At 69.3% G+C, this 21,387-nt stretch carries 22 protein-coding genes; 11 read left to right on the top strand and 11 right to left on the bottom strand.

Annotated elements, in window-relative coordinates:
• Positions 1–42 precede the first annotated feature (42 nt).
• Positions 43–549, bottom strand: a complete 507-nt coding sequence (xrtP, locus tag ACWGIC_RS06535; protein WP_452074985.1) for an exosortase P — start codon at positions 547–549, stop codon at positions 43–45.
• 378 nt (positions 550–927) lie between these two features.
• Between xrtP and ACWGIC_RS06530 the strand changes: the two genes are divergently transcribed.
• The 3 genes from ACWGIC_RS06530 (at position 928) to wecB (ending at position 3,129) form a co-directional block, all read left to right on the top strand.
• Positions 928–1,695, top strand: a complete 768-nt coding sequence (locus ACWGIC_RS06530; RefSeq protein ID WP_452074889.1) for a choice-of-anchor P family protein — start codon at positions 928–930, stop codon at positions 1,693–1,695.
• A 21-nt stretch (positions 1,696–1,716) separates the two neighbouring features.
• Positions 1,717–1,896 carry an LPXTG cell wall anchor domain-containing protein gene (locus ACWGIC_RS06525; protein ID WP_452074888.1) on the top strand — a complete coding sequence of 60 codons (180 nt, stop codon included), beginning with the start codon at positions 1,717–1,719 and terminating at the stop codon, positions 1,894–1,896.
• A gap of 69 nt (positions 1,897–1,965) precedes the next feature.
• Positions 1,966–3,129 (top strand): non-hydrolyzing UDP-N-acetylglucosamine 2-epimerase, encoded by a 1,164-nt coding sequence (gene wecB, locus ACWGIC_RS06520; protein WP_452074984.1) that lies wholly within the window; start codon positions 1,966–1,968, stop codon positions 3,127–3,129.
• On the opposite strand, the gene tsaD is transcribed toward wecB, so the two are convergent.
• The 3 genes from tsaD to tsaB are packed head-to-tail and all read right to left on the bottom strand — an operon-like array spanning position 3,110 to position 5,297.
• The gene (gene tsaD, locus ACWGIC_RS06515) at positions 3,110–4,156 is read right to left on the bottom strand and encodes a tRNA (adenosine(37)-N6)-threonylcarbamoyltransferase complex transferase subunit TsaD (protein ID WP_452074887.1); all 1,047 of its coding nucleotides are present in this window, start codon (positions 4,154–4,156) and stop codon (positions 3,110–3,112) included. The genes wecB and tsaD overlap by 20 nt on opposite strands.
• Positions 4,156–4,635: a ribosomal protein S18-alanine N-acetyltransferase gene (gene rimI / locus ACWGIC_RS06510; RefSeq protein WP_452074886.1), complete on the bottom strand. Its 480-nt coding sequence runs from the start codon at positions 4,633–4,635 to the stop codon at positions 4,156–4,158. Before rimI ends, tsaD begins: the two co-directional genes overlap by 1 nt.
• Positions 4,632–5,297: a tRNA (adenosine(37)-N6)-threonylcarbamoyltransferase complex dimerization subunit type 1 TsaB gene (tsaB, locus tag ACWGIC_RS06505; protein ID WP_452074885.1), complete on the bottom strand. Its 666-nt coding sequence runs from the start codon at positions 5,295–5,297 to the stop codon at positions 4,632–4,634. Before tsaB ends, rimI begins: the two co-directional genes overlap by 4 nt.
• 70 nt (positions 5,298–5,367) lie before the next feature.
• On the opposite strand from tsaB, the gene ACWGIC_RS06500 reads away from it, so the two are divergent.
• The 8 genes from ACWGIC_RS06500 to ACWGIC_RS06465 all read left to right on the top strand — a co-directional run bounded on the left by ACWGIC_RS06500 (position 5,368) and on the right by ACWGIC_RS06465 (position 13,781).
• A complete protein-coding gene (locus ACWGIC_RS06500; protein WP_452074884.1) occupies positions 5,368–5,928 on the top strand; it encodes a DUF3558 domain-containing protein in 561 nt (186 codons plus the stop codon).
• Positions 5,929–6,040: 112 nt separating this feature from the next.
• Entirely contained in the window at positions 6,041–6,532 is a 492-nt protein-coding gene (locus tag ACWGIC_RS06495) for a hypothetical protein (protein WP_452074883.1), read from the top strand.
• The gene (locus ACWGIC_RS06490) at positions 6,529–7,134 is read left to right on the top strand and encodes a DUF3558 family protein (RefSeq protein ID WP_452074882.1); all 606 of its coding nucleotides are present in this window, start codon (positions 6,529–6,531) and stop codon (positions 7,132–7,134) included. The genes ACWGIC_RS06495 and ACWGIC_RS06490 overlap by 4 nt, the downstream gene beginning before the upstream one ends.
• Entirely contained in the window at positions 7,131–8,417 is a 1,287-nt protein-coding gene (locus tag ACWGIC_RS06485) for a hypothetical protein (protein WP_452074881.1), read from the top strand. The genes ACWGIC_RS06490 and ACWGIC_RS06485 overlap by 4 nt, the downstream gene beginning before the upstream one ends.
• 2 nt (positions 8,418–8,419) lie before the next feature.
• Positions 8,420–9,166 (top strand): ESX secretion-associated protein EspG, encoded by a 747-nt coding sequence (locus ACWGIC_RS06480; protein WP_452074880.1) that lies wholly within the window; start codon positions 8,420–8,422, stop codon positions 9,164–9,166.
• 109 nt (positions 9,167–9,275) lie between these two features.
• The gene (locus ACWGIC_RS06475) at positions 9,276–10,697 is read left to right on the top strand and encodes an acyl-CoA synthetase (RefSeq protein ID WP_452074879.1); all 1,422 of its coding nucleotides are present in this window, start codon (positions 9,276–9,278) and stop codon (positions 10,695–10,697) included.
• Positions 10,694–12,010, top strand: coding sequence for a carboxyl transferase domain-containing protein (locus ACWGIC_RS06470; RefSeq protein WP_452074878.1), 1,317 nt, complete (start codon positions 10,694–10,696; stop codon positions 12,008–12,010). Before ACWGIC_RS06475 ends, ACWGIC_RS06470 begins: the two co-directional genes overlap by 4 nt.
• Positions 12,011–12,371: 361 nt before the next feature.
• Entirely contained in the window at positions 12,372–13,781 is a 1,410-nt protein-coding gene (locus ACWGIC_RS06465; protein ID WP_452074877.1) for an MFS transporter, read from the top strand.
• Positions 13,782–13,847: 66 nt separating this feature from the next.
• Here ACWGIC_RS06465 and tsaE read toward each other — a convergent pair whose 3' ends face one another.
• Genes tsaE through ACWGIC_RS06430 form a run of 7 tightly spaced genes read right to left on the bottom strand, consistent with a single transcriptional unit; the run spans position 13,848 to position 21,380 of the window.
• A complete protein-coding gene (tsaE, locus tag ACWGIC_RS06460; RefSeq protein ID WP_452074876.1) occupies positions 13,848–14,303 on the bottom strand; it encodes a tRNA (adenosine(37)-N6)-threonylcarbamoyltransferase complex ATPase subunit type 1 TsaE in 456 nt (151 codons plus the stop codon).
• The gene (locus tag ACWGIC_RS06455) at positions 14,300–15,388 is read right to left on the bottom strand and encodes an alpha/beta fold hydrolase (RefSeq protein ID WP_452074875.1); all 1,089 of its coding nucleotides are present in this window, start codon (positions 15,386–15,388) and stop codon (positions 14,300–14,302) included. Before ACWGIC_RS06455 ends, tsaE begins: the two co-directional genes overlap by 4 nt.
• A complete protein-coding gene (gene alr / locus ACWGIC_RS06450) occupies positions 15,385–16,506 on the bottom strand; it encodes an alanine racemase (RefSeq protein WP_452074874.1) in 1,122 nt (373 codons plus the stop codon). Before alr ends, ACWGIC_RS06455 begins: the two co-directional genes overlap by 4 nt.
• 29 nt (positions 16,507–16,535) lie before the next feature.
• Positions 16,536–17,636 (bottom strand): ABC transporter ATP-binding protein, encoded by a 1,101-nt coding sequence (locus tag ACWGIC_RS06445; RefSeq protein WP_452074873.1) that lies wholly within the window; start codon positions 17,634–17,636, stop codon positions 16,536–16,538.
• Positions 17,637–17,639: 3 nt separating this feature from the next.
• Positions 17,640–19,073, bottom strand: a complete 1,434-nt coding sequence (gene xylB, locus ACWGIC_RS06440) for a xylulokinase (RefSeq protein ID WP_452074872.1) — start codon at positions 19,071–19,073, stop codon at positions 17,640–17,642.
• Positions 19,063–19,887: a DeoR/GlpR family DNA-binding transcription regulator gene (locus tag ACWGIC_RS06435; RefSeq protein WP_452074871.1), complete on the bottom strand. Its 825-nt coding sequence runs from the start codon at positions 19,885–19,887 to the stop codon at positions 19,063–19,065. Before ACWGIC_RS06435 ends, xylB begins: the two co-directional genes overlap by 11 nt.
• Positions 19,888–19,937: 50 nt before the next feature.
• On the bottom strand, positions 19,938–21,380 hold the full coding sequence (locus tag ACWGIC_RS06430) for an NAD(P)H-hydrate dehydratase (protein WP_452074870.1): 1,443 nt from the start codon (positions 21,378–21,380) through the stop codon (positions 19,938–19,940).
• Positions 21,381–21,387 lie beyond the last annotated feature (7 nt).

The raw sequence follows: 21,387 nt of genomic DNA, 5'->3' as shown, positions 1-21,387 counted from the left end.
ACGCCTGCGTGACCGACAGCAGGATCTTCAAGCCGGAGTCGCTCACGCCGCGGCCCGCTTCTCGGCCTTCGTCTTCCTCGTCGCCAGCCACACGAAGAGCACCAGCGAGATCGCGCCGCCGATGACGCTGACCAGCGAGCCGAGCAGGGTGTGGCCCCAGTAGTAGCCCTCGTCGGTGCCGAGCCCGTTGACCAGCCCGACGATGGTGAGAATCCGTAACTGATTAACCAGAATCACCGCGATCGCGGAAATTCCCAGCGAGAAAAAGAGCCTGCGGGCATTCTGTGGCCGGAACCACAGAAGTGCGGCGGTAATTAATAGCAACGGTAGCAAAAGGAATACCGAGGAGCATTCCGGAGTCATCCGCAACCCGAATGGAGTATCGCCAGACAACCCGAAGTAGACCGATTCCCGGTTTCCGGCCACGTATACCCCCGATGAGGTGATGACCCGGAGAATCGCACCGGCCAGTCGCACCTCCAGCTCGCGGTACCCGCGTTCCACGAGCACCAGCACCACCCCCGCGGCGAGCACGCCGAAAACCGCCATACGCTGCGGAATCCGGGATGCGCCTGACACCGGCGCGTTGACTGCTGTCACGACGACCCTCTCGAGAAGAAACCCAGCGGAACCGGGGCGGAGCCAGCCACGGTCGTGTCCGCGACGGTTTCCGCCCCTTCGCCGGGCAGCCCCGTTTCGGGGATGCCCGAGCAGCTTTCGGCATATTCTTGCTCATGCTTGCTACTCCGTTCGAGTGATGCTTCACGCGACCTGGGGAAAACCAAAATATTTATCACTCGATCCGGTGATACCCCGAAAAATCTGTGCTATTTCCGAAACTCCCGCCGATAACCGATCCGCGTGCCGACTCTTGCTCAGCGGGTTTAGTCCGCGCGGCGGCTCGCCCTGAGAAAAATCGGAGGACCAGTGAAGAGACACCTCGTGCGACGAGGCGGCCTGCTCGCCGCTGTCGTGGCGAGCATCGCCCTGGCCGGAGCCGCTCCGGCCAGCGCCGCTCCCGGCGACGGGTCGGCCTACGGCGTCGACGTCAACGTGACGCTGCTCGGCCAGCCCGCGGTGCACCTCGGCCCGCTCGCGGCCGCGAACACCAACGGCCCGACGGAAAGCACCGCGGTCTCCGCGAATGTTCCCGGCGTGCTGACCACCGGCGTGATCAAGACGTCCGCCGTGCGCGACGACAACTCCGGCGCGGTCACGGCGAAGGCGTCCGTCGCCGACGTCGGGCTGCCGCTGCTCAAGGCCGCCGTGGGCGATGTCGGCGCGAAGGCGGTCGAAGCCGTCTGCACCGCGACCCAGGAAGGCGTCAAGGGTTCCACCACTCTGGTCGGCGCGAACCTCGGCAGCCTCGGGAAGGTCGACGCCTCCCCGGCGGCGAACACCGAGCTGAAGGTTCAGGTCGGCCCGCTGCACGTGGCGACGCTGATCCTGAACGAGCAGATCAAGAACAAGGACGGCAGCCTCACCGTCAACGCCCTGCACCTCAAGCTGCTCGGCGGCGACGCGCTGGGCGCGCTCGGCTCGGGCGACGTGATCCTGTCGTCGGCGACCTGCGGCCCGGCCGCTCCGCCGATGCCGCTCGCCTCGGGCGCCGGCATGTGGATCGGTTTCGGCGTGGTCGCCGCGATCGCGGTGCCGGTCGGCCTCCGCTTCACCCGCCGTCGTTCCGCTGCCTGACTCCGGTGAGGTGATGGGTCGATGTACAAGATGCCTGGTGCCGGGGTCGGCGTAGCCGGTGGCGGGGTGGGCACCCTCGCCGCCACCGGAGCCGACGTCGGCTGGTGGCTCGCGGTCGGCGTTCTGCTGGTGCTCCTCGGGATCGCCGCTTTGATCGCCGTCCGCCGCCGGAATCGGCGGTTTGCCCGCCTGGACGGCTGAAGAATCCGGGCTGCCGGCGTGTTCCGGCCGGCAGCCCGGATTTCCGGGACACTCGAAAGGGTGAAAATCGTGGACGTGATGCTGCTGGCCGGAACCCGGCCGGAGGCGGTGAAGCTCGCGCCGCTCGCGCTGGCCTTGGAGGCCCGTCCCGGGCTGCACCCGCTCGTCGTGCACAGCGGTCAGCACCAGGGCATGGTCGAACAGGCGCTGGCCCCGTTCGACGTCGAGATCGACGCGTGGCTCGACGTGCCGCCGCGCGTATCCGGCACCCAGGCGGAACTGGTGTCCGGCCTGCTGCCCGCGCTCGACGCCGCGCTGCGCCGGTACCAGCCGTCGGCGGTCGTCGTGCAAGGCGACACCACGACCGGACTGGCCGGCGCGCTCGCCGCGTTCTGGCTGGGGATCCCCGTGGTACACCTCGAAGCGGGGCTGCGCACGCACGATCTCGCGTCGCCGTTCCCCGAGGAGGGAACGCGGCAGATGATCTCGCGGATCGCAGCGCTGCACCTGGTCCCGACGTCAGCCGCGGGCGCGGCGTTGCTCGCCGAAGGCGTGCCGGCGGAGCGAATCACGCGCACCGGCAACACAGTCGTCGATGCAGTGCTCGCAGTGGCCGCACGCGATTTGCCCGCTCGCGATCCGGCGCTGGCGTTGCTGGAGATGGGAATCGCCGAAGCGGACGAGGAACTGGTGCTGGTCACGTCGCACCGCCGTGAGTCGTGGGGCGAACCGTTGATGCGCACGCTGACCGCCGTGCGCCAGATCGTCGATGCCCATCCGCGCGTGCAGGTGCTGTTTCCGGTGCATCCGAATCCGGCCGTGCGCAAGCAGGTCGAGGAAGTGCTGGGCGGGGTCGCGCGAGTGACCGTCACGGAGCCGTTGGAATACCCGGATCTCGTGCGCGCGCTGCGGCTGGCGTCGCTGGTGCTGACTGATTCCGGTGGTATTCAAGAGGAAGCGCCGACGTTCGGCACGCCAGTGCTGGTGCTGCGCGACACGACGGAACGCCCGGAGGCCGTCGAAGCCGGTTGCGCGTGGCTGGTCGGCACCGACACGGACCTCATCACCGACACCGCCACACGCATCCTCCGCGGCGAGATCAGCGCTGCCGCGTCAACGAATCCGTACGGAAACGGTTCCGCGGCAGCACGATCCGCTTCGGCGATCGAGGCGCTTCTTGGGGTTTCCGCGAACTCCGCCGCCCTGGTAAGTCCTAAAGGGACACAACGTTGACCGGCAGGCCCGGGTTCGCCGAGAAGTCCAACGGAGCCACCGCCCGGCCCGCCGCCACCACATGCGCTCCCAGCGCCGCGATCATCGCGCCGTTGTCCGTGCACAACCTCGGTCGCGGCACCCGCAGTTCGATGCCCGCTTCCGCACACCGCTCCGCCGCCAGCTCGGACAGCCGTGAATTCGCTGCCACCCCACCGGAAATCACCAACGTGCCAATGCCCTGCTCACTAGCGGCGCGGATCGCCTTCGCGGTGAGAACGTCCGCGACGGCTTCCTGAAAAGACGCCGCGACGTCGTTCACCGGCACCCCGTCGCCAGCGCGCTCGGCGTTCTCCACCCAGCGGGCCACCGCCGTTTTCAAGCCAGAGAAGGAGAAGTCGAACTTCGCGTCACGCGGACCGGTCATCCCGCGCGGGAACGCGATCGCCTTCGGGTTGCCCTGCTTGGCCGCCTTGTCGATCGGCGGCCCGCCCGGATACGGCAGCTCCAGCACGCGCGCGACCTTGTCGTACGCCTCGCCCGCCGCATCGTCCACAGTGGACCCAAGCTCGGTGATGCTCGACGCGATGTCGTCCACTCGCAACAGCTGCGTGTGACCACCGGAAACCAGCAGCGCCAGCACCGGCTTCGGCAACGGCCCGTGCTGCAACGTGTCCACCGCGATGTGCCCGGCAAGGTGATTCACGCCGTACAGCGGCACATCCAGTGCGGTCGCATAGGCTTTCGCCGCCGAAACCCCCACCAGCAACGCACCAGCGAGCCCCGGACCGGCCGTCACCGCGATCGCGTCCACATCGGACAGTTTCAGGCCCGCCGTCGCGAACGCCCGTTCCGTGGTCGGCACCATCGCTTCGAGATGCGCGCGGCTGGCGACCTCCGGCACGACCCCGCCGAAGCGCGCGTGCTGGTCCACACTGGACGCGACCTCGTCGGCAAGCAACTCCACCGTGCCGTCGTCGTGCAGCCGAACGAGGCCGACTCCGGTCTCGTCGCAGGAGCTTTCGATGCCCATGATGACGCGCGCCATCAGCCGGCCACCTCGTCTCGTGCCGGGGCCTGCGCGGGGCGGGCCATGGTGAACGCGTCGGCACCGGAAGGCTGGTAGTAGCGCTTCCGGATGCCAAGTTTCTGAAAACCGTGCGCCTCATACAGCTTCACGGCAGGGTCATTGTCCGTGCGCACCTCGAGGAACACAGCTGCGTGCAGCTCGTCCGCGCGCGTCAGCAACGCACGCAGCAGCGCCTTGCCGATGCCCTGCCCTTGCGCCTCCGGCACCACGCCGATCGTGTGCACGCTCGCCTCGTAGTCACCGCGCCGCCCGACGACCGCGAGCCCCGCGTAACCAAGCAGAGTCCCGTCGTCCGCCCGCGCGGCCAGGTAGTAATGCCCCTGGTCAAGCTCGGAATGGAACGCGCGCGCACTCCACGGATCGTCGCCGGGAAAGAGGATCTTCTCGATCTCCGCGCACCTCGCGACGTCAGCGCGGCGCAACTGGTCGAGCTTCACAGCGCAGTCACCCTCTTGCGCGCCGTGGGCTCGACAGCGTCCGGACGGCGCAGGTACAGCGGCGTCAACGGCTCCGGCTGCGCGCGCTCAAGAAGCGCCGTACGCGCGACGCGCACCAACCCAGCCGGCGACGGAAACCGCGGCTCAATCGGCACTACGCCCACCGCTGCCGCGTACTGCAACGCCCCGTCTCCCGCCGCGACACGAACGTCGGTGTCGATGTCCGCGGGACGCTGCACGTGAGGACCGTCAGTGCGCGCGCCCGAAGCGTCGTACGCAGCCCAGTAGACCTCGCGCCGCCGCGCGTCCGTGAAGACGAGAAACGGCTTCTCCGTACGCACCACGTCCGCAGCGATCGCGTCGAGGCTGCAGACGGGGTACGCCGGGATGCCGAGCGCGTGCGCGTACGCGGCCGCCGTCGCCATTCCGGCCCGCAGCCCGGTGAAGGGCCCAGGCCCGACGCCGCACACGATCGCGTCGAGTTCGCGCAGCGTTACCCCGGCCTCTTCCGCGGCAGCGAGCGCATGCGGGGCGATCAGCTCGCCGTGCGCCCGAGGATCCACCGTGACGCGGTCCGCCCGGGTGACAAGCTCAGCCTCGTCGACGGCAACGATGCCCGCCGTTACCGCCGGAGTAGCCGTGTCGATCGCCAATACCAGCACGATTTCCCAGGATAGCTCTGGTCCGAAGGGGACCGGGGAGCGGGTTTGGGGGTCCGGGAAGATGTGTTCCGTGACTAAGTCGTCTTTCGGGGCCTTGCTCGGCGGGATGCTGGTTTTGGCTGGTTGCTCGGCTGCTCCGGTGCCGGTGACAGAGTCTTCCGAGCCTTCCGCGTCTTCCGCGCCCGAGGTTCCTCCGCCGCTCAACGTGCGGAAATACGAACAGGACCCGTGCGCTTTGCTCCCGGAGACCGCGGAGGACTTCAACGCGGTCCGCCACCGCAGAACCGCAGGCGCCACCATCCCGGCCTGCATTTGGAACGACAGCAAGAACAGCTCCCTGACCATCGGCTTCGCCCCGGCAGAGGGCGGCCTAGCCGCCGTCGACCAAAACCGGCACGGCACCGGTTACTTCGAAACGGCCCCCGCGATCAACGGATACCCGGCGGCCTTCACCAACATCGTCGACAACAGATCGGAAGGCGGCTGCCAAGTCGCGGTCGGTGTCCAGCCTGACGAGACGTTCACCAGTTCAGTCGTCCTCCTCCCCCGGTCCCCGTCGTACGCCGACCCGTGTCCGGTCGCACTCAAAGCAGCTCAGGCGGTCGTCGCCACCCTCAGGGCGAACTCCTGACCCCTGCCCGGCTTGGGGGATTTTGTCCGCACGCGGAACCTCGACCGATTAAGCTCAGTCAGAACGTCGGCAGTCGCGGACAGTGCCGCCGGGAGCGAGGGGGAGCGACATCGTGGGCAATGGGCAGTCGTCCAGCAGCAGCCAGCCGGTGGACGGTCGCGCGGGGTACGTCGACCCGGAGGAACAGGCCAAACGCGATCGCCAGGACAAGCAGTTCGGCGAAGCGATGAACTCCAACGGCGTGCGCGTCTACCAGCAGCGCGCGGCGGAGGACGCCAAGGTCAACGCCGCGGCGGCGGGTGGCGGGTTCAACATGGACATCGCGGCGATGAGGGCCTTGCAACCGGAATGGCAGAGCATCGCCGACGGTCTGAGTGGCATGATCAGGTCGGGTCGGCAGTTGCGCGCGGTAACACCGCCAGCCGGCGACGACGGCAGCACTCTGCAAAAGCGAGCAGCGGACATGCATGCCGACGCCTATCTCACGAGCCTCCAGCAACAGCAGACGTACGCGCAGGGTTACGCCGACAAGCTCAAAGAAGCCATCGACAAGTACGAAAAGCAGGATCAGGCCAGTACCTCCAGCATGAGGAAGCAAGGATGACCCCGGTGACGACCAGCATCCGCGCCGCCGCGACAGCAATCGCGCTCCTCGCCCTGTCCGCTTGCACGTCGAATCCGGGTTCTCCCGCGCCGTCGACTCCGAGCCCACCGCCGGCAACGTCTTCTGTCGCGTCCGACGTTCCCCAGGTAGCAAACCCGCTCGACGTGGCCAAGTACGAACAGAATCCCTGCACGCTCCTTACCCAGGCGCAGGCAGCACAGGTCATCGAGTCGGTCCGCACCACTACCGACGCGGGAGCCGGAGCACCGATCTGCAGCTGGTACGGCCCCGACAACAGCAGCGTCGGGATCGGCTTCGTCCCCAACGGCGGGGGACTCGCCAGCGCCTACCAGTACAAAGACAGCTCATCCGGATACTTCGAGAAAGCCCCGGACACCGACGGCTACCCGACCGTACTCTCCGGCCCCACCGACGACCGCAAGCAAGGCGGCTGCCAGGCCATCGTCGGAGTGAAGAACGACGAGACCTTCACCAGTTCGGTCATCCTTCGCAAATCTTCCCCGCACTACAGCGACCCGTGCGCATTGGCAATCACAGCGGCTACCGCGGCGATCAAGACGATCAAGACAGGTGCGCGATGACTAGTTACACTCCGCAGCAAATCGTCGGCTTCGTCAAAGGCGGCAAGGGATCCGGCGGAATGTACACCGGGGCAGACCTGTCCTCGGATCTCTCCCGGCAACACCAGGAAATCGCCAGCCGGATGCAGCAGCTGCAAGGCAAGATGAACCAGTACTGGCAGGGAGATTCCGCCGGTCAGGCCTACGCAGGCGCGGGCCCGCTCGTGCAGGCGTCCCAGGTCAGCGGGCAGCACCTGCAGCAGGCGCAGGACCTCTACCACGGTCAGGGCGGCTCCTTCCAGCAATTGCACGACAAGATCCAAGACGTCGGCGACCTCGGCGACAAACCAGCCGACGACTGGGTTTCCGGCACCCCGCTCTCGTTCCTCTCCAATCGTCAAGACGAAATTGACGATTGGAACCGGAAAGCGCAGGCGGTCACCGAAAGCTACGACGCTTACCACCAGCAGTCGACGGACAATTCGAGTCGCTGGGCGGACCCGTCGCAATACGGCCAGCTCGCCATGCCCTCCGCGGGCGGTGACTTCACCATCACCCAGCCCGGCGGCACCGGCACCGCGCATCTGCCCACCCACTACACCCCGGGCGGCCCTGGCGGCACCGCGGGCACGTACTCCGAGGGCGGCTACGTCGGCGACAACACCAGCAGCACCGGCGGCAACACCAGCCACCGCGACCACACCAACGACCGCACCGGGCCGCCGGGCGTGACGCCTCCCTCCGAGACCCATCGCTGGGACCCGGGCCCCTACACCCCGCCGCACAACAACCCGCCGGAGACGCCGGGCAAGTACGTGCCGCCGCACAACAACCTGCCGGACGACACCCGGACGTCCAGCTACGTTCCGCCGGACCTGACGAGCACCAGCAACCCCAACACCACCGGCAATCCCAACTCCTGGTCGCTCAACACCGGCAACCCCAGCAACCCCAACGGCGGCAGCAGCAACCTGTACGCGCCAGGGCTCCCCGGAACCGGCGGCGGCGACGTGAGCGGCCGGGGAGGGAACGCAGGCGGCAACGCGGGCAACAACGCAGGCCGAGGCACCGGTACCGGTCCGTTCGGCAACGCCGAGGCCGCCGGACGGGGCGGTGCGGCCGCCGGGGCCAACGGGCGCGCGGGAGCACCGGGCATGGGCGCGGGAGCGATGGGCCGCGGCCAGAAGGGCGAGGGGGAAGAAGACCTCGTCCACGAGACCGCCGACTACCTGGTCGAGCAGGACCCGGACGCCGCGCTCATCGGTGATCTTCCCAAGGCGGTTCCGCCGGTGATCGGGCTCTGACGGTGCTCGTGCTCACCCGCGAGGTAGTGCTCCCTGCCGACTGCCTGCCCCTCGCGGCGGAACTCGCGGGGGTTTCGCTCCCGACAGCGCTCGCGCCCGAGCCGCTTTGGCGCGACCCCGAGGAGAGCCGCGCTTACCGCGAAGCAGCGGTAAGCGCGATGGCCGACCAAGGGGTGTGGGGTCGCGGCGGTCTGGACGAGACGTTCGCCCGCACCATGACCGTGTTGTGCCGTGGGGCCAGTGAGCTGTCGGCGACCGTCGAAAGCGGGCGGGATCGGCGGTATCGGCTGGTCGTCGCGGCGTTGGGGAAGGACGCGGTACTCGCCTGCCACATGCCGTCGACCAGCACGGTGGTGTTGCGTCCAGCCCGGCCCGACGCGCTGGCTGAGGACTTGATCCGGGAGTTGCCGCGCGTCCGGCCAGCCGAGGGGCAGGCGGTGTCGGTGCCTGAATCGGCATTGAACCTGGCTATCGACGGCGGTCCGGCGAGGCAGGACGTCCGGCATCTGCTCGACGTCGCCGCGCTGCCTCGCGTCGGCGGCGGGCAGATCACCGCGGGGGTCCGCGACGGGCTCGGCGGGCGGCGGATCAGCGGGCGCGACATCTGCACGTATTACGACACCGAGCACGGCCGCTACCTGTTCTCGTTCTCCGAAACCGACGGCGGCGAGCGGTACGTGAACGTCGCGCCGGCCCGCCACGAAACGATGGTCGAACGAGTGCGCGCGCTGCTCGATAATCTCGCCTGACCCTGGGTACCCCTGACATTCGGAAGCTGTGAATCGCGTCGCAGGTGGTGGCTGCCACAAGGCGGTACGGTGCGATTCCAGGTGCCGGTGACGCAGGAGGTCCGCGAAAGTGCCCGATCCGCTGTTCCCCGCAGTCGTCGCCGGATCCGGCAAGGAAGCGCTGCGCTTCGGCGACCGAAAACTCACCTACGCCGAACTCGGCGCGGTCGCCGGGACGCTGGCCGCCGAACTGCCGCGAGACCGCCGGGTCGCGGTGTGGGCGACGCCGACGCTGCATACCAGCGTCGCGGTGGTCGCCGCGCTGCTCGCCGGGGTTCCGGTGGTGCCGCTCAACCCCAAGATCGGCGAACGCGAACTCGGCCACATCCTCGCTGACAGCGAGCCCGCGCTGGTGCTTGCCGAGCCTGGCGTTGAACTGCCTGCCGCGCTCGATCTGCCGCGTCGCGACATTCCGCTGGAGGGCGACGGGAAACCGCCGGCCAGCGAGCCGGACTCCGAAGCTCCCGCGTTCATCGTCTACACCTCGGGCACGACCGGCCCGCCTAAGGGCGTCGTGCTGCCTCGGCGGGCCATCGCGACCACCCTCGACGCGCTTGAGGACGCGTGGCAGTGGACCGCCGACGACGTGCTCGTCCACGGGCTGCCGCTGTTCCACGTCCACGGCCTGATCCTCGGCATCCTCGGTCCGCTGCGTCGCGGCGGCTCGGTCCGGCACCTTGGGCGCTTCTCCCTCGAAGGCGTCACCGAAGAACTCGCGAGCGGCGCGACGATGCTGTTCGGCGTCCCGACGATGTATCACCGGATCGCCGAAGCGGTCGCGACCGACGAAGCCCTCGCCAACGCGCTCAAGACCGCGCGGCTGCTGGTGTCCGGCTCGGCGGCGCTGCCGGTGCACGACCACCAGCGGATCACCGCCGCGACCGGACAGCAGGTCGTGGAGCGCTACGGCATGACCGAGACCCTGATGAACACCAGCGTCCGCGCGGACGGCGAACGCAAGCCGGGCTCGGTCGGCGTCCCGCTCGCCGGGGTCGAGCTGCGGCTGGTCGACGAATCCGGGGCCGCGGTGGAGGAGCCGGAGGCGGTCGGCGAGATCCAGGTCCGCGGGCCGAATCTGTTCACCGAATACCTCAACCGGCCGGACGCGACGGCCGCCGCGTTCGACGGCGGCTGGTTCCGCACCGGCGACATGGCCACCCGCGACGCGTGCGGCTACGTCCGGATCGTCGGCCGCAAGGCCACCGACCTGATCAAGAGCGGCGGCTACAAGATCGGCGCGGGCGAGATCGAGAACGCGCTGCTGGAACACCCGAACGTCGCCGAGGTCGCGGTCACCGGCGAACCGGACGACGACCTCGGCGAACGGATCGTCGCGTGGGTCGTGCCGGACGGAGAACGCCCGACAGTCGAGGAACTCGCCGGCCACGTGTCGAAACTGCTCGCGCCGCATAAGCGGCCGCGCGTCGTGCGGTACCTGGAAGCGTTGCCGCGCAACGACATGGGCAAAGTCATGAAGCGAGCGCTCGGATGAGGACCACCGCGCGCGAGCTGCTGGCCGGCCTGTCCGCCGGGTTCACCGACCTGCCCGTCGCGGACACTCCGGCGGACGATCCGCTCGGCTGGCCGGGATATCCGGAGGCCCGGGCGGCAGCCGCCGCGCGCACCGGCGAGACCGAATCGGTGGTCGTCGGGGAGGCGCGGATCGGCGACGTGCCGACGGTGCTGATCGCCTGGGAGTTCGGCTTCCTCGGCGGTTCGATCGGACAGCAGACCGGCGACCGCGTCGAAGCCGCTTTCGCCCACGCGAAGGAGCGCGGACTGCCGGTGGTGTCGCTGGTCGCGACTGGCGGCAGCCGGATGCAACACGGCATGCGCGCGCTTTCCCAGCTCCAACGCATCGCGCGCGCCTCCGCAGAAGCACGCGCGGCAGGCGTCCCGCAAATTTCCGTTCTGCGCGACCCGTCCACCGGCGGCGGCTGGGCGACGCTCGGTGCCGGTTCGGATGTCGTGCTCGGACTGCCCGACGCTCAGGTGGGCTTCGCAGGTTCCCGCGTACGGCCTGCGACATCACCGGCGGAGGCGTACAGCGTCGAAGCGAAACTGGAGTGGGGTCAGGTCGACCGTCTCGTTGAGACAGCCGAACTGGGCGACGTACTCGCGCGATGGCTACAGCTGTTGGCTTCGCCGTCGACAGAACCCGCTCCCCCGCCTGCGGCCCTTCGTGACGTCACGCTGCCCGAGACCGGCTGGGACGCTGTACGCGCGGCACGCGCTTCTTCGCGAGCGCGCGCACCCGAATACCTCGACGCGTATTTCGACTGGCGAGAGAACGTACAAGGCGACCGCGCCGGTCACGTGGACGAAGGCGTCCAATGTGGCTTCGGTTGGAAAGAAGGTCGCGCGATCGCGTACGCAGCACAGTGCGGCACGGCGACGCGTCCGGCGGGCTTCCGCACCGCAGCGCGACTGGTCCGGCTGGCGTCCCGGCTAGGGATTCCAGTGCTGACCCTGGTGGACACGCCCGGCGCGGCAAACGACGCGGACGCGGAAGAAGGCGGCATCGGACCAGCGATCGCGGAACTCTTCGAGGCGATCGCCACCGCCGCGGTGCCGGTCACAACGCTGGTGATCGGCGAAGGCGGTTCCGGTGGCGCGCTGGCTTTCGCCGCTCCGGGCGCGACGTGGATCGCCCCGGACGCCTACTTCTCGGTCACTTCCCCGGAAGCGGCGGCGGCGATCCTGAAACGACCGATGACCGACGTGCCGGCCGTGGCCGACCAGCTGCGGTTGCGTCCGCAGGATCTGGTCGGCCTCGGCCTGGCAGCCGGGATCGTCAAGCCTTAAGCGGTCACGCCTCGGCGCGGACCCGCCACTTGCGCTGCGCGTAGGACGCGAGGGTGGCCGCTACAGCGACTCCCGCGGTTGCACAGCTTGCGATGGCCACGAATACTGCCGTCATTGCGGCTCCTCCTCACGGGTTGCATGCGTCGATGCCGTCGGCGAATCCGGGTGATCCGCTGGCCGACGCGTGCGAGTTGATGGGGTTTTACAGGTATCTACCTGCTACAACGCATGCTCCCCGGTCCGCGTTACCTCCGCTACCCCCGAGCGGGAGTGAGACGTGTCACGTTAGGCTTTGACTCGCTCGCGGTAGGTGATGTCGGGGGCTCTGCGCAGTGAGTCCTGCAAACGCGAAGGGAGCGATGTGACAGAGGCAGCAGACGGGAGGGGGCCGTCGGGCGGCGCCACCGTCACGGACGACGCGACAATGCGCCGGGCGGTCGGCGCGGCCGCGGTCGGCAACATCACCGAGTGGTTCGATTTCGGGGTCTACGGCTACCTCTCCACCACCATCGAGGCACAGTTCTTCCCGCCCGGCAATCCCGCGCTGGCCCAGCTCGCGACGTTCGCGACCTTCGCGGTGGCGTTCCTGGTGCGCCCGCTCGGCGGCCTGTTCTTCGGTCCGCTCGGCGACAAGATCGGCCGGACCAAGGTGCTCGCGGTGACGGTGATCCTGATGGCGACCGGCACCTTCCTCATCGGACTGATCCCGTCGTACTCCTCGATCGGACTGGCCGCGCCGATCCTGCTGGTCTGCGCACGGGTCCTGCAGGGCTTCTCCACCGGCGGCGAATACGCGGGCGCGATGACGTTCATCGCCGAGTACAGCCCGGACCGCCGCCGCGGCTACTTCGGCAGCTTCCTGGAGTTCGGCACCTTCATCGGGTACGCGCTGGGCGCGACCGTGTCGTCGGTGCTGCCGCTGGTTTCGACCCCGGCCTTCATGGACACCTGGGGCTGGCGGATCCCGTTCATGGTGGCGCTGCCGCTCGGCATCGTCGGCGTCTACCTGCGGACGAAGCTCGAGGAGACGCCGGCGTTCCAGCAGCTGCTCGACGAGTCCGGCAAGCGCGAGGACGCCGAGTCCCAGCACGTGGTGCGCACGATCTTCTCGAAGTACTGGCCGACGATGCTGCTGGCCGGCGGGCTCGTGGTGACCTGGAACGTCACCAACTACATGCTCACCAGCTACATGCCGACTTATCTCAAGGACGACCGCACGATGTCCGCGAACGGCGGACAGGCGATCTCGGCCACCGCGGCGGAGTGGCTGCAGATCGGCGTGCTGTGGCTGGGCGTGCTGCTGATCCCGCTGCTCGGCAAGCTCAGCGACAAGGTCGGCCGCAAGCCGATCCTGTGGGTCGGCGCCGGCGGCCTGATCGTGCTCGGCATTCCGATGGTGCTGCTGCTCAAGAGCGGGTCGCTGATCGCGGTGCTGCTCGGCTTGGTCCTGATGGGACTGCTGCTGATCTGCTTCTCCTCGACCTGCCCGTCGACACTGCCCGCGCTGTTCCCGACGGAGGTCCGGTACGGCGGGCTGTCGATCTCGTTCAACATCTTCGTGTCCGCGTTCGCCGGGACGGTGTCGCTGGTGATGAGCGCGCTGGTGCTGGCCACCGGGGATCTCAAGTGGCCTGGGTACTACCTGATGATCGCCGGGGTGGTCGGCGTGCTCACGCTGCTGAAGCTGAGGGAGACGGCGAAGAAGCCGTTGCCGGGGTCGGCTCCGTCGTTGTCCACTTCGGAGGAGGCGGCGGCTCAGGCCAGCTCGTAACCGGGCCTCTGTCCGTGAAGGGCTCCTTGCGGGAATCTGATTCCTGCAAGGAGCCCTTCACGGCGTTCAGGCCGCTTGCAACTCGTCGACCCGGTCAGCCCAGGAACCATGCGGTTCCAGCACGACCGTCCGGGTGTCGTCGTCGTGGCGAGTCAGCCGGACAACCAGATGGTCCTCCGACAGCCGCTCCGCGCTGCCCTCGCCCCATTCGACGACGACCGCCGACGATTCCAGGTCGGTGTCCAGATCGAGGTCGTCCAGCTGGGTCAGATCGCCGCCGAGCCGGTAGGCGTCCACGTGGATCAGCGGCACCCCGGCCGTCCCCGCGGCGTGCACTCGCGCCAGCACGAACGTCGGCGAACTGACTCGTCCGCCCACGCCGAGGCCGTCCGCGATGCCGCGGGTCAGCGTCGTCTTCCCGGCCCCGAGCGGGCCGGCCAGCAGCACCAGGTCGCCCGCGCGCAGGGCGGCGCCCAGCGTCCGCCCGAAGGCCATCGTGTCCTCGGGGGTTTCCAGAATCACCTTGTCCACCACCAGTTTCGCCGGTTCGGCGCGGCGCTGCCACCACAGCGCTGCAGCAGGTCGATGAGATGGCTGTTCACCAGCTCGGGCTGTTCGAGCTGCACCATGTGCCCGGCTCCGCGCACGCGCACCAGTTCGGCGTCCGGCAGTTCGGCGGCGATCCGCTCGGCGTGCGAGTACGGCGTGAAGCGGTCGGAATCCCCGCCGATCACCAGCACCTGCGCGTGTTTGAGCCCGGCCAGCACAGCGTAGCGATTGTGGCTGCCGAGGGTGTCCACGAAGTTGATCAGCCCGCGCACCGGAGTGACGGCCAGCATTTCCAGCATGAAGTCGACCAGCCGCGGCGAGACGTCGCGGCTGCCGAACGCGAGCCGTCGCACTGCCTGCCGGGTCAGCTGGCCGCCGGCTGCGCGCACGAACTCCACCAACCCGGGTTGCCACCCAGCCAGCTCTCCGACGCCGCGCGTGAGCGGGTTGTATTTGGACAGCAACGGCCTCGGCAACCCGCGCGCGCCGACTTCGCCCGCCGCGGTCGCGATGAAGGCGACGCCGCATACGCGGTCCTCGAAGAGGTCTGGCCGTTGCGCGGCCAGCTCCATGATCACCATGCCGCCCATGGAATGTCCCATGAGGACAATCGGTCCTTCGGGCACCATCGCGCGCAGCACGCTGTCGAGGTCGTGCGCGAGTTGTTCGATCGTCGACGTCTCGGTGGACGCTTCTCCGGACAGGCCGTGGCCGCGATGGTCGTAGTAGACCTGCCGTACGCGCGGCAGTCGCAGCGAAGCAACGTCGCGGCGTTGGAAGTGCCACGAGAGCCGCGAAAGCGCGAAGCCGTGTACGCCGACGAGAGTCAACTCGGGTGTTTCGCCGTCCTCAGGGTCGATTTCCTCGACCGACAGCGGCGTGCCGTCTTCGGCGGCGACAGTGGACGTCCGGTCCGGCTTCAGTTCGCCGAGCGGCTCGTCGGCGAACGGGTCTTCGGCCGGTTTGCGTTGCTGCGTCGCGACAACTGCCGCTGCCGCACCCGTCACCACTGCTCCGACTCCGCCGACGATCGCCCACAGCCGCGTCGAAGGAGTCACGCCTTCTCCCCCACGTACCGGCGGTGCACTCGCGGCCGGTACATCGAGGTGACGATCTCGTAGTCGATGGTGCCGATTTTGTCCGCCCATTCGCGCGCGGTCGGCTCGCCGGAGCGGCCGGCCCCGAACAGCACGACCTCGTCGCCGACGCGGGGCACGTCCTCGTTGCCGACGTCGACCACGAGCTGGTCCATGCAGATCCGCCCGACGACCGGACGCCGCCGCCCGCCCAGCCAGACGTCCATCCGCCCGGACAGCGTGCGCGGCACTCCGTCGGCGTATCCGGCTGGCACCAGTGCGAGAGTCGTGTCTTCCTGCGCGGTCCAGGTGTGCCCGTAGGAGACGGACTCACCGGCCGCCAACGGCTTCGTGAGGACGACACTGGAGCGGAACGTCATCGCCGGGCGCAGATCGTCGTCGGTGGGCACCGGGTTGAGGCCGTACATCGCGATGCCCGGCCGGACCAGGTCGAAGTGCAGATCGGGCCGGGTCAGCGTGGCCGCGGAGTTCGCCAGGTGCCGGATGGGGTCGAGACCGGCCGCGCGAGCCGCGTCGTAAGCTTCGGCGAACAGCTTCGCCTGCGCGTCGATCGACGCGTGGCCCAGCTCGTCGGCGCAGGCCAGGTGCGACCAGACCGCCACGACCTCGACGCCGCGCGCCTTGGCCGCCGCCTCGACCAGCTCGGGCCAGGCAGCGGGCGGGCAGCCGTTGCGCGCCAGCCCGGTGTCGATTTTGAGGTGAACGCGGGCGCGTTTTCCGGTGCGCTCCGCCGCGGCGCCGACCCGGGCCAGCTCACCGAGCGAGCTGACGCCGAGGTCGATGTCCGCCTCGATGCCGGGCGCGAAATCCAGCTCCGGCACGTCCAGCCAGCTGAACAGCCGCCCGGACAGGCCCGCGGCCCGCAGGTCGAGGGCTTCCTGCAGCGAGCAGGTGCCGAGCCAACTCGCCCCGGCCTCGACCGCGGCGCGGCCGACTGGCACCGCGCCGTGGCCGTACGCGTCGCCTTTGACCACGCACATCACGGCCGCGCCGGGTGCCCGGGCGGCCAGCAAGGAAACGTTGTGGCGCACTGCGCCGAGATCGACCACGGTCTCGGCGTGCGGAGAACTGGCAGTCATAACGACTGCCAGTTTCCCACGCTATCGGCTCAGGAGAGACGCTGCCCGGAAGTACCGGAGAACACGTGCAGTTCGTCCGGACGGATCCGCAGGTGCAGGGTGTCGCCCATGCCGGGAGGGGTACGCGGGTCGACGCGGGCGACCACGTTGCGTGACGCTCCTTCGGTGCTCTCCTCGACGCCGGCACCGAGCTTGCCGTAGACGTAAGCGTCCGAGCCCAGCTCCTCGACCAGCTCGACCTTGATCGGCAGTGCGCCGTCGGTGTCGGTGGTGACCTCCAGCGACTCCGGGCGGAAACCGATGGTGACCGTGTCGCCGTCGGCCGCGGACCGGACCTCGGGCTTGAGCGGCACCTGCACGCCGCCGACCTCGGCGCCGTCCGCGGTGAGCTTCGCGGCGACCAGGTTCATCGCCGGAGAGCCGATGAAGCCCGCGACGAAAACGTTTGCGGGCCGGTCGTACAGCGCGCGCGGGGTGTCGCACTGCTGAAGCAGACCGTCTGACAGCACCGCGACGCGGTCGCCCATCGTCATGGCCTCGACCTGGTCGTGGGTCACGTACACGGTGGTGACGCCGAGCCGGCGCTGCAGCGCGGCGATCTGCGTACGGGTGGAGACACGCAGCTTCGCGTCGAGGTTCGACAGCGGCTCGTCCATGAGGAACACCTGCGGCTCACGCACGATCGCGCGGCCCATCGCGACGCGCTGACGCTGACCGCCGGACAGCGCCTTCGGCTTGCGGTCCAGATACTGCTCGATGTCCAGCAGCTTCGCCGCGTCGAGCACCTTCTGCTTGATCTCCGACGCGGGCCGGCCGGCGATCTTCAGCGCGAAGCCCATGTTCTGCGCGACCGTCATGTGCGGGTAGAGCGCGTAGTTCTGGAACACCATCGCGATGTCGCGCGAACGCGGCGGCAGCTGCGTGACGTCGCGGTCGCCGATCCAGACCGCGCCGTCGTCGATGTCCTCCAGGCCCGCGAGCATCCGCAGCGCGGTGGACTTGCCCGAACCCGACGGTCCGACCAGCACCAGGAACTCGCCGTCGGCGATCTCCAGGTCCAGCGCGTCGACGGCGGGACGCTCGGTCCCGGAGTAGCGCCGGGTCGCCTTGTCGTAGGTGATGCTGGCCATCGGTCAGTCCTCTCCCAATTTCGCGGAAACCCCGTGCGCGGCCTCGCGCGCCTCGAGGTGGCGTTGCTGGATCTCGATGCCCGCGGCGCGCAGCGCCCCGGTCGGCTCGTCCACTACGAGCTGGTTCTTGGTTCCGGCCCACTCGGGCGGCTCGGCGGCGCCAGCTAGCGCCCAGGCGGCCTGTCGAGCGGCCCCAAGCGCGACGTACTCGCCCACGTCGGGAACCACCACCGGCAGGCCGAGCACGATCGGCGCGATCGCCCGCACGGCGGCGGACTGCGCGCCGCCGCCGATGAGCAGCACGCGCTTCACCTCCATGCCCTGCGCGCGCACTGCGTCGAGCCCGGCGGCCAAGCCGCAGACCATGCCTTCGACGGTCGCCCGCGCGACGTTCTCCGGCGTCATGTTCGCCCTGGTCAGACCGTGCAGAGAGCCGGTCGCGCCGGGCAGGTTCGGGGTGCGCTCGCCGTCGAGGTACGGCAGCAGCGTGAGCCCGCACGCGCCCGCTTCGGCGGCCAGCGCGAGCCGATCGAACTCGGCCAGGTCGACCCCGAGCATCGCCGCGCCCGCGGTGAGTACGCGGGCGGCGTTGAGGGCGGCGGTCAGCGGGAGGAACCGGCCGGTGGCGTCGGCGAACCCGGCGACCAGGCCGCTCGCGTCGGCCGCGCCGGTCTCGGTGACGCCGAAAACCGTGCCGCTGGTGCCGATCGAGATCACCGCGTCGCCCGGGGCCAGTTCGAGCGCGAGCGCGGCGGCCATGTTGTCGCCGGTGCCCGCGGACACGAGCAGGCCGTCGCTGGTGTGCCCGGCGATGTCGGACGGACCGAGGACCGTCGGCAGATCCGGGGTGCGGCCGCCGAACGCGTGCGCCAGGACGTCCGGGCGATAAGTGTTGTCCGTCGGCGAGAAATAGCCGGTGCCCGAGGCGTCGCCGCGGTCGGTCACCGCGGTTTCCGGGCGGCCGAGCAGCCGCCAGGTGAGCCAGTCGTGCGGCAGCAGGACGCGGGCTACGCGATCGGCGTTCTCGGGTTCGTGTTCAGCGAGCCAGCGCAGCTTGGTGACGGTGAAGCTGGCGACCGGCACCAGGCCGACCGACTTCGCCCAGACCCCGGGACCGCCGAGTTCATCGGTGAGGTCCTTGGCCGCCTGCGCCGAGCGGGTGTCGTTCCACAGCAATGCCGGACGGACGACCTCGCCAGCCTCGTCGAGCGTGACCATGCCGTGCTGCTGACCGCCGACGCCGATGGCCTTGACCCCGTCGAGAACGTCGCGAGTGGCGTCCGCAAACGCTTGCGCCCACGCTGCGGGGTCGACCTCGGTGCCGTCCGGATGCGGCGCGCGACCGGTCCGCACGACCTCGCCCGTGCGTGCGTCGCAGACCACGACCTTGGTCGACTGGGTCGACGAATCGACCCCGGCCACCAGCTCAGCTGTCATAGGGCTGCCCCTCCTCGACGTACTCCGCGGCCTCGACCGCCGTTCCCTCGTTCAGCGCCGCCTCGATCTCCTCGGTCGGAGTGGCTTCGCTGGTGATCAGGAGGTCGTAATCGCCGACGGTGCCGTGCGCGTACGTCGCGGTGCGGCCGAACTTCGAGTGGTCGAGCACCAGCACGTTGCGGTTCGCGGCGCGCAGCACGGCCTTCTTCAACTCGGCGTAGTCGCGAACCGGGTGGAACAGCCTGCCCACCGCGACCGCGCTCACCGAGACGAACGCGATGTCCACGCGAATTCGCTCAAGCAGCGCGAGCACGTCCGGGCCGGAGCAGGAGTCGTACTCGGGGTCGTAACGCCCGCCCGCGAGGACCACCTCGACGCCGCTGCCCAGCAGCCGCGCGGCCTGCAGCGAGTTGGTGATCACGGTGAGGCGCTCGATCTGGGCGAGCCGTTCGACCAGCGGGAACAGCGTGGTGGAGTCGTCCACGAACACCGCCTGGCCAGGCTCGACGTGCTGGATCGCGAGGTCGGCGAGTGCTTCCTTCTCGGCCGAGTGCAGCGTGAACCGGCTCGCGGTTTCCATAGTGAGCGCGGGATACGCCTCGACCTTGCCGCGCAGCTTCCGCAGCAGCCGCTTGTCGGCGAGGTCGTCCAGGTCGCGGTGCATCGTCATGAGGCTGACGCCGAACCGGGCGGTGAGGTCGTCGATCCGGACTTCGCTCTGGTCGATGACGTAGTCGAGGATCTCCTGCCGCCGCTGCTCCACCGCGGCGTCGGACGGGCGCGTCTTCGGCCGTCCTGGCGTGTCTCGACTCACATCTCGTTCTTACCAGATATCGCGAGCCGAGTTAACACGTAACTCGATAACTATGCGGTCGCGCGGATCAGCCGGAGCGCGGCGGGGATGGCGTCGACCAGACCGGACGCGGACGTCGGCACGTCTTCAGCGGCGAGCGCGCCCGCAAGCGAATGCACCTGCGCGGCAGCTGCGGCAGCCAGCCACGGGTCGAGCCCGGCGGCCAGCAATGAACCGACCAGACCGGTCAGCACATCGCCGGAACCAGCGGTGGCCAGCCACGAACCGCGCGGGGTGTTCACCGCGACGCGGCCGTCCGGAGCGGCAACCACCGTGCAATGACCTTTCAGCAGGACGACAGCGTCGTACTTCTTCGCCGCCTCCCGCGCCGCCGCGACCCGGTCCGCGCCCGGGCGGCGGCCCATCAGGCGTTCGTACTCGCCAGCGTGCGGAGTAAGCACGAGCGGAGTGTCCGGGTCGCGGGCGTCGAGGACCCCAGGATTGTGCGCGATGATCGTCGTGGCGTCGGCGTCCGCGCACACCGGAACGCCCTGACCGAGGATGTGACGCAGGATTTCCCGGCCTTCCCCGCCGGTGCCGATGCCCGGGCCGACCACCCACGCCTGCACCCTGCCCGCGTCGGTGACCGAGCCGGTCGCGACGATCTCCGGCCAGCGCGAGCGCACGACGTCCGCCGCGTGTCCGGCGTAGCGGACCATGCCCGCCGTCGCGCGGACCGCCGAGCCGGACGCGAGCACCGCGGCCCCGGGATATGTCGCCGATCCGGCCGCGATGCCGACCACGCCCTGGGTGTATTTGTCGTCTTCCGGACCGGGAATCGGCCACACCTCGGCGACATCCGCCAGCTCCAGGCGTCGCAGATCCGGCTCGTCCAGCCAGGGCCGCAGACCGATGTCCACCAGCACGATTTCGCCGCATTCCTGCGGAGCCAGCACATGTACGGGTTTCAGCGCGCCGAACGTGACCGTGCGCGCGGCGGTGACGTGCGGACCGTCGACCGCGCCGGTGTCCGGGTCGACGCCGCTCGGCAAATCCACCGCCACCACGGGCGCTTCGATCCGCGCGACCAACTCGGCCGCTTCCGGCCGCAATGGGCCGCGAGCGGAAATACCGACGATGCCGTCAACGACGACGTCCGCCTGTTCGATCCATTGTGGACTGTCCGCAATGGACACCACTCGACCGCCGGATCGCCGCAGCGCGGCCAATCCGGCCGGATGCGCCTTCTCCGGCTTCAGCAGTACCGCGGCCACCGCGACCCCGCGCCGACGCAGGAAAGCGCCAGCCCACAACGCATCGCCACCGTTGTTGCCCGAGCCGACGAGCAGCACCACCCGCCGGCCGGAAACGCCGCCGGTGTCCTCGGCCAGCAACCCGGCCACCTCAGCGGCGAGGCCGAAGGCGGCCCGGCGCATCAGCTCGCCGTCCGGAGTGCGCGCGAGCAGCAGGTCCTCCGCCGCGCGAATCCGTTCTGTAGTCCAGATTCCTTGCACGGCGGCG

Source organism: Amycolatopsis sp. NPDC054798 (genome assembly GCF_053611505.1).
This window is presented reverse-complemented; position numbering and strand designations above follow the sequence as displayed.